The sequence below is a fragment of the Streptomyces sp. NPDC058289 genome, from assembly GCF_042880975.1.
Lineage (GTDB): Bacteria > Actinomycetota > Actinomycetes > Streptomycetales > Streptomycetaceae > Streptomyces > Streptomyces stoeckheimensis.
The window spans coordinates 77948-92140 of the sequence record NZ_JBHVYI010000009.1; the positions used below are offsets into that span (position 1 = coordinate 77948).

The 14193-nt window shown below is 69.4% G+C and carries 10 protein-coding genes and 3 pseudogenes; 8 read left to right on the forward strand and 5 right to left on the reverse strand.

Features of this window, described 5'->3' with window-relative positions; genetic code table 11:
* Nucleotides 1-69 precede the first annotated feature (69 nt).
* Nucleotides 70-1473, reverse strand: a complete 1404-nt coding sequence (locus tag ACFVX6_RS06685) for a cytochrome P450 (RefSeq protein WP_389688658.1) — start codon at nucleotides 1471-1473, stop codon at nucleotides 70-72.
* Nucleotides 1474-1487: 14 nt separating this feature from the next.
* Nucleotides 1488-2525 (reverse strand): lyase, encoded by a 1038-nt coding sequence (locus tag ACFVX6_RS06690; protein ID WP_389688660.1) that lies wholly within the window; start codon nucleotides 2523-2525, stop codon nucleotides 1488-1490.
* A 437-nt stretch (nucleotides 2526-2962) separates the two neighbouring features.
* Here ACFVX6_RS06690 and ACFVX6_RS06695 point away from each other — a divergent pair, with 437 nt between their 5' ends.
* From ACFVX6_RS06695 to ACFVX6_RS06710, 4 genes are all read left to right on the forward strand, one after another.
* Complete coding sequence (locus ACFVX6_RS06695; protein ID WP_389688661.1) at nucleotides 2963-3433, forward strand: hypothetical protein; 471 nt, start codon at nucleotides 2963-2965, stop codon at nucleotides 3431-3433.
* A gap of 938 nt (nucleotides 3434-4371) precedes the next feature.
* Complete coding sequence (locus ACFVX6_RS06700; protein WP_389688663.1) at nucleotides 4372-5442, forward strand: Gfo/Idh/MocA family protein; 1071 nt, start codon at nucleotides 4372-4374, stop codon at nucleotides 5440-5442.
* Between the two features lie 196 nt (nucleotides 5443-5638).
* Nucleotides 5639-7351 (forward strand): FUSC family protein, encoded by a 1713-nt coding sequence (locus ACFVX6_RS06705; protein ID WP_389688665.1) that lies wholly within the window; start codon nucleotides 5639-5641, stop codon nucleotides 7349-7351.
* A 249-nt stretch (nucleotides 7352-7600) separates the two neighbouring features.
* Nucleotides 7601-10429 (forward strand): AAA family ATPase, encoded by a 2829-nt coding sequence (locus ACFVX6_RS06710; RefSeq protein ID WP_389688667.1) that lies wholly within the window; start codon nucleotides 7601-7603, stop codon nucleotides 10427-10429.
* 44 nt (nucleotides 10430-10473) lie between these two features.
* Here ACFVX6_RS06710 and ACFVX6_RS06715 read toward each other — a convergent pair.
* Nucleotides 10474-10680: pseudogene (locus tag ACFVX6_RS06715) on the reverse strand (Beta-galactosidase C-terminal domain); the annotation flags it as partial.
* Here ACFVX6_RS06715 and ACFVX6_RS06720 point away from each other — a divergent pair.
* From ACFVX6_RS06720 to ACFVX6_RS06730, 3 genes and pseudogenes are all read left to right on the forward strand, one after another.
* Nucleotides 10675-11241: pseudogene (locus ACFVX6_RS06720) on the forward strand (galactose-1-phosphate uridylyltransferase); the annotation flags it as partial. The pseudogenes ACFVX6_RS06715 and ACFVX6_RS06720 sit on opposite strands and share 6 nt — an antisense overlap.
* A complete protein-coding gene (gene galE, locus ACFVX6_RS06725) occupies nucleotides 11238-12227 on the forward strand; it encodes a UDP-glucose 4-epimerase GalE (protein ID WP_389688669.1) in 990 nt (329 codons plus the stop codon). The pseudogene ACFVX6_RS06720 and the gene galE, both read left to right, overlap by 4 nt.
* Nucleotides 12172-12567, forward strand: coding sequence for an ArsR/SmtB family transcription factor (locus tag ACFVX6_RS06730; protein WP_389688671.1), 396 nt, complete (start codon nucleotides 12172-12174; stop codon nucleotides 12565-12567). The genes galE and ACFVX6_RS06730 overlap by 56 nt, the downstream gene beginning before the upstream one ends.
* Nucleotides 12568-12636: 69 nt before the next feature.
* Here ACFVX6_RS06730 and ACFVX6_RS06735 read toward each other — a convergent pair whose 3' ends face one another.
* Together ACFVX6_RS06735 and ACFVX6_RS06740 are read right to left on the reverse strand one after the other, a co-directional pair.
* The gene (locus ACFVX6_RS06735; RefSeq protein WP_389688673.1) at nucleotides 12637-12795 is read right to left on the reverse strand and encodes a DUF6126 family protein; all 159 of its coding nucleotides are present in this window, start codon (nucleotides 12793-12795) and stop codon (nucleotides 12637-12639) included.
* Complete coding sequence (locus tag ACFVX6_RS06740; RefSeq protein ID WP_389688675.1) at nucleotides 12792-12959, reverse strand: hypothetical protein; 168 nt, start codon at nucleotides 12957-12959, stop codon at nucleotides 12792-12794. Before ACFVX6_RS06740 ends, ACFVX6_RS06735 begins: the two co-directional genes overlap by 4 nt.
* A gap of 68 nt (nucleotides 12960-13027) precedes the next feature.
* Between ACFVX6_RS06740 and ACFVX6_RS06745 the strand changes: the two are divergent.
* A pseudogene (locus ACFVX6_RS06745) lies at nucleotides 13028-14158 on the forward strand (IS630 family transposase).
* Nucleotides 14159-14193: the final 35 nt, after the last annotated feature.

The window sequence follows — 14193 nt, forward strand, 5'->3', positions numbered from 1 at the left end:
CCTTTGCCCCCTCCAGCACGTGCGGCAGAGTGTACGGGCCGGAGGAGGAGTTGATGCTGTTTCAGCACACTATTGCGGTATCTCATCACTCCTACGAGAAGAGTGTTGTACCTTCCGCGCCACGGGAACCATCGGCAGTTCGCTGGGCTGCGGGATCCCTGCGGGAAGTTCGCGCACGGTGATGCCCGGGACGGGCTTCAGGTGCCAACGCGAGGCGACGGTTGCCACCGCGGTCAGGATCTCCGCCACGGCGAAGGAATCGCCGATGCACTTGTGCTGGCCGGCCCCGAACGGGACGTAACTGTGAGTACGGGACCGCTCCTTCGCCCCCTTCTGCCAGCGGTCCGGGTCGAAGACGCCGGGGTCGGGGAAAAGCACGGGGTCCCGGTGCAACGCGTACGGACTGTAGGCCAGTTCCGCGCCGGCCGGGATCGAGATTCCGCCGAGGGTGAGGGGAGCCAGGGCCCTGCGGGTGAAGAGCAAGGGGGAATGCAGGCGCAGGGCTTCCTGGAAGACGTCGTGCGTGTAGGTCAGCGCGGGTATGTCTTCGGGACGCACGGGCCGGAACCCCACCACCGAGTCGACTTCGGCGTGGACGCGCGCCTCCACCTCGGGGTGTCGGCCGATCTCGTGGAAGATCCAGGACAGGGTGGTCGCAGAGGTCTCGGTGCCGGCGAGCATGATGGCGATGACCTCGTCCCTCACCTGCTCGGAATCCATCGTCGAGCCCGTCTCGGAGTCCACGCCCGCCAGCAGCAAGGAGAGCAGGTCGTGGCGGTCACCCCGCTCGGCCGGCTTCTCGGCGCGGTACTGCTCGATCACCTCGTCGATGGTCCGGCGCAGCCGTGCGGCTGCGCCGTCGAACCGCCGGTTGTACGGAATGGGCAGCCGGTCCAGCGACTTGGGCATGACCGCCCGCACGAGCATGCCCTCCAGGACGATGGGCAGCGAACGGTGCACCTCGTCGACGGCGGGCCGGCTCAGGTCCCCCGAGAAGATCATCTCGGCGACCGAAGACATCGCGTACCCGCGTGCCTCCGTGACCATGGAGATCTCACGGCCGGCCGTCCACGAGGCGGACATCATCTCCGCCCGCCGGCACATCACCTCGGCGTACTCGGCGATGTGGTTGCGGTGGAAGGCGGGTTGCATCATCCGGCGCTGCTTGCGATGAAAGTCGCCGTCGGTGGTCACGATCCCGTTGCCGAACACCGGGCGGAGCCTGTCGAAGATCCTTCCCCGGCCGAACTGCTGCGCCTGCTGGACCAGTACGGAGTGGACGTGCTCCGGGCTCGTCAGCACGTGGACGGGCCAGGTGCCGATGTCGAGCCGTACGATGTCGCCGTGTTCCCGGAGCGACTCCAGGAACGCGATCGGCCGGCGCCACAGTTGCAGCGCGTGGCCCAGGAGCGGTAACCGTCCCGGGGCGACCGGAGCATGGACCTCGGGACCGGAATGCGTTTCAGATGCCATGAACTGACTTTCCGTCACGCCGCGGAAACAAGATCCGGGCGGGTGTACGCAGACTCCAGTCCGGCCGCGAACCGTTCGTCGCTGTACCGCGTGCACTCGTAACGCTGCCACAGATCGGCGCCGATCATCCAGTCCTCGTAACTGCGCACGCAGCGGGTGACTGCGTCGACCAGCGACGGTTCCGTCCCGGGGAGCGCGTTGACGGCCTGAATCAGACGTTCCTCTTCGGCCAGATACTGCTCGATGCGCTCCTGAATGCGCCCCTCGACCGCCTGGACGGCGTCGGGGAGGGAGCACCTCTCCCAAAAGGAGATGAGGGAGACGAGGTTGTTGGTGTCCCCACAGGCGTGCTCCTTCGGCAGGGAGAACACGTCGTTGCCCCATGAGATGACGTCGAGCACGCTCGCGGCGAGAGCTTGGAACTCGGGGAGGTCGTGGACGTTCTGCGGGAGGTCGATCCCGAGCCCGGCCTCCACCATGTCCATCATCGGAAGGATCTGGGAGCTGTGGCGGCGCATGAGGACGTACTCCTGGACTCCCGGGCGTTGCACGGCGGCGCGGTTGCCCGCCTCCTGGTCCAAGGAGTGGAGCATGAGGGGGACATGGGTGCGGTACCGGGCCGCGGTCCCCTCGGACATGCCGGCCAGGATCCGGTCGCACAGGTCGACGAATCCCGTCACCAACGGATTTCGGCCCGCTGCCGACCTCTCGATCCGCCCCGTTCGCAGATAGCCGGTGATCGCATCGGTGACGGGCCTCCAGGCCGCTACGTCTCCCGCTCTGATGAGGTGGTCGTGCTGGTCGTCCAGGACGAACGACCAGGCCATCCACTCGGCGAGCAAGAGGACCCGCTCGTAGGGGACGTCACCGCTCACCCGGCCGGCCAGGTGGCCCACGCCGATGCCCGAGAACTGCTCGGCCGCGGCGGTCACGAGCTCGTGTTGCAACACCCACGAGGTCGCCTCGGCGTTCGCCCGGGCGGCCCCGGGATGCTTGGAGTTTCCGAACGGAAGGTGGAACTCGGGGACGGAAAAGGAACTGAGCTGGGCCATTGATCCCCCACGGAAGAATCGGATTCGTCAATACCCGCTCACTACACGACCATGCTGTACACCCGCGACCCCAAACGCCCCTCTGCTACGACATCGCCACGGCCACACCAGGTGACGGGCGGAATGAACCGGTCACACAGTGGCCTGATCCAGCCTACCTGCGACCACATCAGGCCACCTGTGAGCTCATTTACCCTCAAGGCGCAGCACGCTGTCAACGTTGGGAGAGTGAACGCGGGTAATCCATCCCGGAATTGCCGAAATCGCATTCCTTTTGAATGTGCAATTGGCATAGTCGATTGCGTTCGGGGCGCATGGGGCCAGGGGCGCCGTAGAGAAGGCAGCCGGGGCCGGCCGGGTGGCCGAAGAACGCCGTCGGAGCGCGGGCCTCGGCCTACACTGCGCAGGGCAACGGCCGTCGGGGGAAGGGCGGAAGCATGACCGAGAATCATCCGCCGGACCCTGGAGGGCCCGGAGCGCAGATGGATCCCGGTGGGTCGGGAGCCGGCCAGGAGGCCGACGTCCTCGGCTCCCATCTGGAGTTCTTACGGACGCGGTTGGGCGGGGAGCAGTTCGAGGCACTCGTCCGAGCCGTCCAGACCACTTGCACGCTCCTGGCCGAGGAACAGCAGGTCCTCCTGGGAGGGCCGCAGGAGGACGAGCTCACGCCCGACCTCCGGGGGGAGTACCTGTCCCTCATGGCAGTGATGATCACTGGACACCTCGACCACCACCTGGTCGAGTTCAGGACCTACGACGGCGGCAAGGGGTGGGCGGTCGTGGAGAACGTCCGCACCCGTAACCGACACCCCGGTGCACCCCCGGCCGCTCGCGACGCGGCGCGACACGCGTGGATCGACGGCCGCCTCGACGGCATCGCCCGCGCGACCGACTCCCCAGCTCCCTGACGGGACCGCCGGAAGCCGGGCCAGACGGTCCCTGCCAAGGCGATCGCGAGGATCTGCCCGCCTGGCCTGGCTCGACCGGGTAACCGGCGAACCCATCCGCCACTACGAACGGCCCCGGACGGGCCGACTTGTCACCACTCGGTGGGCCGCGTGCGGCGCGGTGTCCCACCCGGACCGCGGAGCCGCAGGGCGGTTGCGACGGGACGCCGCCGGCCCCGGTGAGAGGGGTTCCGCGGGGTGAGTGCGCCGGATCACCGCGGCCGCGTCACGCCGCCCCCGGCCCGTGATGGCACGCCACATATACCGCTGCCCTGCGGACACGGCCGATGACTCTGTCGTGAAGCAAGCGACCTGGAACCGGGGCGCCAGCCAGCAGTGGACGATCGAAGCCGCAGGGGACGGCCTCTTCACGATGGCAACCGCGCTACGGGCCTGCGCCTCGACGGAAACGGCAAGGCCGCCTCCGGATCGGTCCTCATTCAGCGGAAGCGTGAGGAGACCGCGGACCAGATCTGCGCTTCCACGGCACTCTGAGCGCGAAGCGCAAGCCCGGGGCAAAAGGCGCGTCCGCCGGCGGGGAACTGCTCATGACTCATGGGCAGTTGCGCCGGTCCGTCCGACGCCGACGAGTAGCGGGTCATCGGGACACCGCCCTTTGACCAGCGGACATGCTCCTGAGGTGGCGGTGGTCTCGGAGGGCCACCCGCGATATGCGATCCCTGCCCGCAGCGCCGCCTTCGTTTGGTGCGTCACGATGTTGCTTTCCGCGTCGCTGCTTCACGTTGCGGCGTCGTGCAGCGAGCTGTTCGGATGACGCCACTTCTCCGGCTCGGAGCGGGAAACGCGCCGGCCCTGCGGAATCCCAGCAAAGTGCGCGGCGCCCTCAGATGTTCCGTGCAACGCATTCCTACGAGATCGGCAGGACCGTTATGGCCGTTATGCCCCACACCCATCAGCCCGCCGCCGGCTCGAACGAGAGCGCCCCCCTCCTGCTGCCCGCGCCGCGGACGCCTTCCCCCAAGGAAGCGCCGGCCCTGAACTGGGGAGTGGTGGCCCCGGGATTGATAGCGGGCCATTTCGTCGAGGCGCTGCAGACCTACACCCAGCAGCGTGTGGTGGCGGTCGGATCGCGCGACGCCGAGCGGGCCCGCACCTTCGCGGACCGGTACGGCATCCCGGCGGCCTACGGCAGCTACGAGGAGCTTCTCGCCGACGACGACGTGGACATCGTCTACATCGCGTCGCCGCATTCCGGTCATCATGATCAGGCCCTGCAGGCGATCGAGGCCGGCCGCCACGTGCTGCTGGAAAAGGCGTTCACCCGAAACGCTCGCGAGGCCGCGCAGGTGATCGAGGCCGCCCGGGAGCGGGGTGTGTTCCTCATGGAGGCGATGTGGACGCGCTTCCTTCCGCACATCGACGTGGTACGCCAGGTCCTCGAGTCGGGGCTACTCGGCGAGGTACAGACGGTCATCGCCGACCACGGTCTGCCCGGGAAGCCGAACCCGACGCACCGTCACTTCGACCCCGACCAGGCCGGCGGCGCCCTGCTCGACCTAGGCGTCTACCCGGTTGCCTTCGCTCACATGGTGCTGGGTCCCTTCGCGTCCGTCACTGCCGTGGGTACGAAGGCCTTCACCGGCGTCGACGGGCAGGCCTCGATCATCGTCACGGGCGAGTCGGGGGCGCACGGCGTGTTGAACACGTCGCTCTTCGCGCGCACTCCGACGAAGGCGTCGATCTCCGGCACGCGTGCTCGCTTGGAAATCGACGGCCACTTCTACGCACCGGCGGCCGTGCACCTCATCAGCCCCGACCACGAGGTGCTCGACACCTTCACCCCCGAGCTGCTCGAGGGCGGGCTGTGCTACGAGGCTGCCGAAGCGGCCCGCTGCATCTCCTCCGGCCGACTGGAGTCCGACCTCATGCCCCTCGCGGAGACGTTGAGCATCATGCGCTTCCTCGACCGCATCCGCCGTGACCTGGGCGTCGCCTACCCCGGCGAGTAGCACCGGGTTGGCATGGGCCGCGCCATGAATGCGGGGGCGGCCGACGTCGACCCTGACCACGGTACGACAGTGAGCGTCCGCGGCTCGGGCCCCGTCGCCCGGGTCCGGATCCGGTACGGGTCCCCCGCCGGAGGGGTGCAACGCCCATGTCAGGCGCGTTGCGCCCGTCCGACGGTGCAGCAGCGACAATGCCGTCATGAGCCGGATCCGGGCCGTCAGCGCCAGTGTCGTCATGTCGCTGCGCCCGGGGCCCGCCCCGTTCGCAGTGGCGCGGGGAGCACGGGCGTGCCTGGCGGCTGGCCTGATCGCCGGATACGGGGTGCTGGCCGACGACATGCAGACGGTGGGCATCGCCTATCTCGGCGCGGCGTGCAGCGTGGCCTTCGTGACCGGCGGAACCTACCGTCACCAGGCTCGGGCGCTCGCGGCCCAGGCGACGGGCGCGCTGCTGGGCATCGCTGTCGGCGCCGCGCTTGCGCACGGGGCGGTCGGGATGGTGGTCACCGCGGTTGTGGCCGGTGCCGTGTCGGGCGGCGCGGGAGCCATGGGCCCATCCGCCCCCGGCTTCGGGATGATGCTCTCCATCGGTGTCGCCTTCGGACAGTTCGGGGGAGCATCCCTGCCGTGGTGGCAGCAGGCGCTCGCCTATCTGATCGGCGCGGCGGTGGTAGCCGCCGCCACACTGGCGCCCTGGGCCTACCAACGGGGCGCGGCCGAGCGGAAGGCGGCCGCAGCCGTGATGACGGCCGCCGCGGATCTGCTGGCGGCGACGGGCACGCCCGCCGCAGGGCGGGCGCGGGCACGCCTGGCCGCCGCTTCCGCAGTGGCGCGAGAAGCCGGCCCACAGCGTGGACCCGAGCTCGCGGCCTTCGCGGCCGCGGCCCTGTACGCGGACGGCGAGAAGGCTCCTTACGAGGCCGTTGCCGCGCTGCGCACCGCGGGTTCCCAGCTCCTCGCCGGCCAGCCGGTCGCGGTTGCCTGGCGCCCGCCGAACGGCAGCCCGGGCCTGCACGCCCTTGCCGAAGCTCTCGACTCCGGGCCGCGGCCACCCGCCGAAACGTCCCCACGTCCCGGGCGCGCACTGCGGTTCGTCCTCACCCGGACGGCGGTGGCGAACGCCGGTCGCCTCGCCCTGTGCATGGGGGCCGCCACAGCGCTCACTCTCGCCCTGCACGAGCGTTCCCACGCGTTCTGGCTGCCGCTCACGGTTGCGGTGATCGTGCGCCCCGAGTACGCCTCGGTGTTCGTCCGCACGGTCAACCGGGTGTGCGGCACCCTGCTCGGAGCGGCGGCGACGGCCGCGCTGCTGGCCACGGGACCGCCGGAGATCACGATGGCGTGCGCGGCGGCGGCAGCGCTGGGATTCGCGGCGATGACGGCGCCCAAGCTCTATGCCCTGAACGTCGTGGGGGTGACCGCCTCGGCCCTGCTGTCCTCTTCGCTTACCGGCCCGGACGCCGTGTTGCCCGGCCTGCGGTTGCTCGACACGCTCCTGGGTGCCGCGGTCGCCGTCGTGCTGGGCTATCTCCTGTGGCCCGGTGCACGCCGTCTGCCCGGAGCAGCGCGTCTGGACATCGCCGTCCGGACCGCGGCGCGCTACCTCGATCAGGCCGTGAAGGCACCGGGCGACCGCGAGCGCTTCCCGTTGCGGAGGGACGAGGCGTATCTGAGGGCGCACCAGGCACGTGCCGCCGCCGAGAACGCGGTTGCCGAACCGCCTCCGGTCAGCGACCAGGCCGTCAGGCTGATCCCGGCGGCCGGCCGCCTGGAGGAGATCGTCGACGCGATCACCGCCGTCGCAGCGGCCCGGGACCACGGGGTGGTGGTTCCGGGCCGCGCCGACGAGCTGAGGCGGCGCCTCGGTGATCTCGTAGCACAGCCCCGGCGCGACCCGCCCGCCACGACCTGAAGGTGGGTGCGCGACGGTGGGGCTTGTCGGCTCGTGCGCACTTGCCCTCGACGCCGTGCGGCGACGGGGGTGACATTGACCCCGGTCGGCCTTGAACGGGAGGGCATTGCGTAGCGTAACGACCACACTCAGTGCGCGGCCTGCCCGTTTCCTTCCTCTAGTGACTACCGGGTCGTGGGATGTCCCGCCCGGGAGGAAAATGAATCGTCGGGGTCGAGGAGGGCCAGCCCGTGCTCTCGATCACCACCAATGGCCGTGCCCTCGTGGCGATGCCCACACCGGCGGCGGCAGCACCTGGGAGACGGCGCCGAACCGGAAAGCTCGCGGACCATGGCTGGAACGATTGCCCTGGCGGGCCGCACGAAGGAACTCGGGGCCCTGCTGGCCGCGGCCGCGGCCGCCGCGGCGGGAACTTCGCAGACGGTCTTCCTGGGCGGACCCACCGGTGTGGGGAAGTCCGCCCTCACCTCCGCGTTCGTCCAACAACTGCCGGCCTTCCGAACGCTCGGTGTCTCCGGCGTAGCCACGGAACGCCACCTCACTTACGCCGCCGCAAACAGGCTGATCCAATCCGCGAGGAGCGGGGCGCGCGGTGAGGCGCGGCGGACAGAGGTACTCCCGCCGGACAGCACGATCACGGCAGCCGGTGGCGCGCTCATCTCCGCAACCGACGACTACCGCGCGGACGCACCGCTGGTGCTCGTCGTGGAGGACGCCCACCTGCTCGACACCCCCTCCCTCCAGGCGCTCGGATTCATGCTGCTGCGCATGACGCGCGACCCCCTGGTGACCGTCGTCAACACGGAGCACCTGCACGAGACCCGTCAAACCATGGGGCTCAGCGGGAGTGTGGATCATGTGACGCAGCTCGTACTGGGAGGCCTCGACCTCGCCGCGACGCGGTCCGTCCTGGCCGAGCAGGGCGTGACGAACCTGTCCGAGTCCCAAGTCATGCACGTGGCACGTTGGAGCCGCGGCAATCCCCTGTACATCACCGCACTCGCAGGGACGGCCGACGCAGAGCACCGCATCCCGGAGCGTTTCCTCGCGGCTGAAGTCCCGCCGTCCCTCGCGGAAGCCGTGCGGCAGTGGTGCCGAACGTTCTCACCCGGGGCCCGCCGTGTGCTGGAGGCACTGGCCGTTCTCAACATGCCCGTCGCCGAGCGCACGCTGAATCGGATGGTGCCGGGTGCGGACCTGGGGGCGGACGTACGGTCCCTCGTCGCCGGGGGCGCGGCACAATGGATCCCCGCTCCGGACGGCCACCCGCGGCTGGAACTGGTTCATCCCGTCCAGCGCGACGCCGTGTACGCCTCGATGCCCTCTTCGCAGCGCCGGCTGTTGCACCGGACAGCAGCCGAGATTCTCGCGTCGCCCGGCAACTGGCGTCACCGCATCGACGCCCTCGACGGCTACGACGCACCCCTCGCGGCGCAGTTGACCGAGTCCGCCCGGCGCGAGGAGCGGAAGGGCGATCCCTCCGTCGCCGCGCAGTACGAACTGGGTGTCGCCACGATCGCGCCCGACCCGGACGAGCGGAGCGAGGCCCTGCTGCGGGCGGTGCGCCTGATGGTGATGAGCGGTCAGTACGACGCGGCGCTCGGGTACGCACCTCTCATCAAGGCGCACGCCGCTTCTGCGACCAGGAGCGAGGTACTCGGGCTCCTCGACTACGCCCGAGGCCACGACATCAGTGCCGCCGAACATCTCCGCTCGGCTCGGGAGGGATTCGCCGGGCACAGCGACGAGGACGCGGCTCGCGCCTCCGTCGAGCTGGCGTCGCTGCAGCGCTCGATCGGTCTGGGAGAGCAGTCCCTGCGATCGGCCCGGTACGCACTGGCCCGCACCTCTGATCCGCAGGTCATTGGAGATGCACAGGCGTCCATCGCCTTTGGCACCGCGCTCCGGGACGGACCGGCGGCTGGTCTGGCGCTGATCCGGCACCTTCGCGAAAACCCCACCGAAATTCCGGCGGCAGACATCACCTCGCTGGTCTGCCGCGGAGTCCTACGAGGACTGTCCGGCAACCTGTCGGGCGCGGTCGACGATCTGCGCTACGTCACCCGCCGACACACTCCGGGCCTCACCCGGCGCAATCACTACGAGTCGGCCATCCATGCCGCCTCATGCCACTTCCTGCTCGGCGAGTGGGGCGACGCCAGAAGGGCGCTGTCCCTGGCCTTCGACGAGGCTCAGGTATCCGGGCGAGACGTCGATTTCATCTCGCTCCACTCTGCGAGCGCCTCGCTCTATGCCTGTCAGGGGCGGCGGGAGGAGGCTGATGCCGACCTCGCACAGGCGCGCGCCGTCGCGCGGGGAGTGGATTTCGGCGGCCCGGACTTCAACATCCGGCAGGCGGCCGCCACCGCGGACTTCGCCCGCGGGAACTGGCACGGTGTCGCCGCAGAACTGCTGCGGGCGCTGAAGGACTCCGCGAACGACGGCCGGGCGAAGCTGTTCGGCGTGTGGTACCTACCGCTGCTGGGCGTAGCCTGCGCCCGCGTGTATGACCTCACGACGGCCACCGAGGCCCACGAGGCGCTGGCGGCCGTCGCGCCGACCGGAGCACTGCCGGTCGTCGCCAGGCACTGGGTACACGGCAACATCCTCCTCGCCGACGGTCAGGCCGACGCTGCCGCACGGGTGTTCCGCGACGGCTTGGCCGTGCCCCCCGAAGGCGGCGAACCCGTGCTGCACCGCACCATGGTGCGATGCGACCTGGCGCGCGCCCTGGCCTTTGCGAACCGTCGCGCGGAGGCGGCGTCGCAGGCGAGCGCCGCCGAACTGACGTTCACGAAGCTCGGCGCCCATCCCTTCGCCGCCTGGTGCCGCGACGTCCTGGAAGACGAGGGCTCGCCGACGGAGGTCACCGAAGCGGAGCGCTTCTGGGGCGAACTCACCGACCGTGAGCGGGAGACCGCCCGGCTGGTCGGACGGGGCTGGACGAACAAGGAGATCGCGGCCGAGCTCTTCGTGAGCACGAAGACGGTCGAATACCACCTCGGCAACGCCTACGCCAAAGGGGCGTTGAAGAACCGACGGCAGTTGCGCAGCCTCATGCAGGTGCTGGGCAGGTGACCGGCCCGGCCGGAGTGGTCCCTGGCCGGGCCGGCGCCATCCGTCTAAGGAAGGAGCCGCCGGTCGTCCAGTCGTACGACGCGGACGGCGCCCGCGGGAACCGACACGTGGCCTTCCGCGGGTACACCGCTCAGGAGTTCCGTGCCGGGAACCTCCAGCGGCACGTCCGCGGTGTCCGCGCTGTGGTTGATGACGAACACGTAGCGCCCGTCTTCGCCCTGGCGGCGGACGACCTGGACATCGCGGGGCAGCCCCATGGCCAGATCTACGCCTACCCGTTCGTCGCCCCGCGCACCGCACGGATGACGGCCAGCGCCGCCGCACACCGCGAGCTGACCGGACGGAACCTGTTCGACGATATCCTCGCCGCGGAGCGGAAGGACGGCGTGCGCGTGGTGATCGAAACGGACCACTGGACCGCGTTCGTCCCGCACGCCGCACGCTGGCCGTACGAGGTGCACCTCTACCCGAACCGCCGCGTGCCGGACCTGCCCGCCCTGGCCGAAGCCGCCCGGGCGGAGTTCCCCGCCGTATACCTGGAGCTGCTGCGCCGCTTCGATCGGCTTTTCACACAGGAGGCAGGAACTCCTGCAACGGATCGCACGCCCTACATCTCCGCCTGGCACCAAGCCCCGCTGCGTCAGGACACTGATCGGGAGGACTTCGCCCTCCACCTGGAGCTCTTCACCATCCGCCGTGCGCCCGGCAAGCTGAAGTTCCTCGCGGGCTCCGAATCCGGCATGAACGTGTTCATCAACGATGTGCCGCCGGAAGCCGCGGCGGCGCGACTGAGAGAGGTGGCTAGCCAGTGAGCGCTCCCAGGAAAGTCCTGGTCACCGGCGGCGCCGGTTACGTGGGCAGTGTCGTCGCCGCCCATCTGCTGGAAGCCGGGTACCGGGTGACCGTGCTGGACGACCTGTCCACCGGCTTCCCCGCGGGAGTCCCAGCCGGCGCCGAGTTCATCGAGGGCCGGATCCAGGACGCCGGAGAAGTCCTCGACCCTTCCTACGACGCCGTGCTCCACTTCGCCGCCAGCTCGCAGGTCGGCGAATCGGTCACGGACCCCGGCAAGTACTGGCGCAACAACGTCGGTGGCACCATGGAACTACTCGCGGCCATGCGGGAGTCCGGTGTCCGCACCCTGGTCTTCTCCTCCACCGCCGCCACCTACGGTGAGCCGGTCTCCGTCCCGATCACGGAGGACGACCCGGCTGTGCCCACCAGTCCGTACGGCGCCACCAAGCTGGCCGTCGACCAGATGATCAGCGACGAGTGCCGGGCGCACGGTCTGTCCGCCGTCTCCCTGCGCTACTTCAACGTCGCCGGCGCCTACGGCCCGTACGGCGAGCTGCACGACCCCGAGTCGCACCTCATTCCGCTGGTGCTCCAGGTAGCCCAAGGGCGCCGCGACGCCATCTCCGTCTACGGTGACGACTACCCGACCCTCGACGGCACCTGCATCCGGGACTACATCCACGTCGCCGACCTGGCCGAGGCCCATTTGCTGGCCCTGGACGCGGCCCCCTTCGGCGAACACCTGGTCTGCAACCTGGGGAACGGCAGCGGCTTCTCCGTCCGTGAAGTCATCGAGACCGTCCGCCGCGTCACCGGGCACCCGGTGCCCGAGGTCATCGACCCGCGCCGGAACGGGGACCCCGCCGTCCTCGTGGCCTCCGCCGACCGGGCCCGCAAGCGCCTGGGCTGGCACCCGTCCCGTACCGGTCTCGAGGACATCGTCCGCGATGCCTGGACCTTCGCCGAGAACCACCGCACGCAGAACATGGAGAACGAGCAGTGACGGCCGAAGCGTACCGCTGTACCAGCTCAAGGCGGAGTTCTTCAAAACGCTGGGTCACCCGGTCCGCATCCGTGTCCTGGAACTGCTCAGTGTGCGTGAGCACGCGGTCGCCGAGCTGCTGCCCGAGGTCGGCGTCGAAGCCGCGAGCCTGTCCCAACAGCTCGCGGTCCTGCGCAAGGCCAACCTGGTGATCACCCGCCGCGAAGGCGCGAACGTGTACTACCGGATCACCAGCGACGAGGTCGTAGAGCTGCTGCGAGTTGCTCGCAGCATCCTCTCCGGCGTCCTTCAAGGCCAGGCCGAACTGCTTGCCGACCTTCGCGCCAACAGCCCCCGATAGCACGGGGCCATGAACGGCGGCCGTCTCCCGTAGCGCGGGGCGCTTCTGACACCGGGAGACGGCCGCTTCCTACTTCTGTGCGTGCTGGCCCAGGTAGAACAGCAGCCACACGAACCCGGCGAACAGGTGCGTGCCGGCTATGTAGAAGAAGGCACGCAGAGCGACACCCTTCGCCAGCCACCTCTCCTGCTTCGCCGCCGCGCTCTCTTCGGGTTCGTCGCCGGTCACGAGTGCTCTCCGTTCCCGGTATCCGGGGCCTGCGGGTGCGCGTACGGGCGCACGAGGACCTGCCTGCCGTGCTGCCCGGCCTCCTCGACGATGCCCGCGACCTCACCCGCCTCGACGGTACGGGCATCGGCATCGCCGACGGCGCCCAGTGCCGCATCAGGCAATGTTCGCCCTCTTGTGACGATGAGCCCGGGTGCTGCGGCCGACGGCTCCGAGCGGTCAGAATGATCACGTGGCTGACCGCGTACAGGTCCGGAAGATCGATGACGATGAGGGGCAGCGGCTGCTGCGGATCATCCGCAGGGGCACGGGTTCGGTGGCGACCTGGCGGCGGGCCCAGATCGTCCTCCCGTCCGCCCGGCGCATGCCCGTGGTGAAGATCGCCGAGGTGCCCTCACCAGCGCGGACCGGGCGCGGGGCGTGATCCACAACTTCAACACGGACGGCTTCGGCTCGCTTTACCCTAGGTACGGGGGTGGCCGGCCGAAGGCGTTCTCGCTGCCGGAGCGCCGGGAGATCAAGAAGATCGCCAAGTCCAGGCCGTTCGAGCACGGCCTGCCGTTCTCGACCTGGAGTCTGGCCAAGCTGGCGGACTTCCTGGTCGCCGAGGGGGTGGTCGACGACACCAGCCATGAGGGCCTTCGGGTCCTGCTCCGCGAGGAGGGCGTCTCGTTTCAACGGGTGAAGACCTGGAAGACCTCCCGTGATCCGGACTACGCCGCCAAGAAGGCCCGGGTCGAACACCTCTACGCGATCGCCGACGGCGAGGTCATACCGGAGGATGGCGAGCCCGAAGTCATCTTCTGCATAGACGAGTTCGGGCCGCTCAACCTGCAGCCCCACCCCGGCCGGCAGTGGGTCGAACGCGGCGGAAGACACAAGGACCCCGATCGCGAGCCCCGGCCCCGACGGCGGGCGACCTACACCCGACCGTACGGGGTCCGGCACCTGTTCGCCGCCTACGACCTCGCCAAGGACCAGCTCTACGGGCACATCAAGAAGACGAAGAACCGCTCCAAGTTCCTGGAGTTCCGCCGCTACCTGCGCTCACTCCATCTGGCGGGCGTGCGCATCGCAATAGTCTGCGACAACTACTTACCGCACCTGACGACGAAGCGATGTCAGCGGGTCGGGTCCTGGGCCGCAGCGAACAACGTCGAGATCGCCTACACCCCGACCAACAGCTCTGGCTCAACCGGATCGAGGCCCAATTCACCTCACTCCGCTACTTCGCCCTCGACGGCACCGACCACGCCAGCCACAAAGAGCAGGGCAGCATGATCCGCCGCTACATCATCTGGCGGAACAAGCACGCCGCCGACGAACGGCTACGCAAGTCGTCATCAGGGCGAAGGTTGCCTGATGAGCACCAGGCGTCCGTGCGACGCGCCCCGTCGA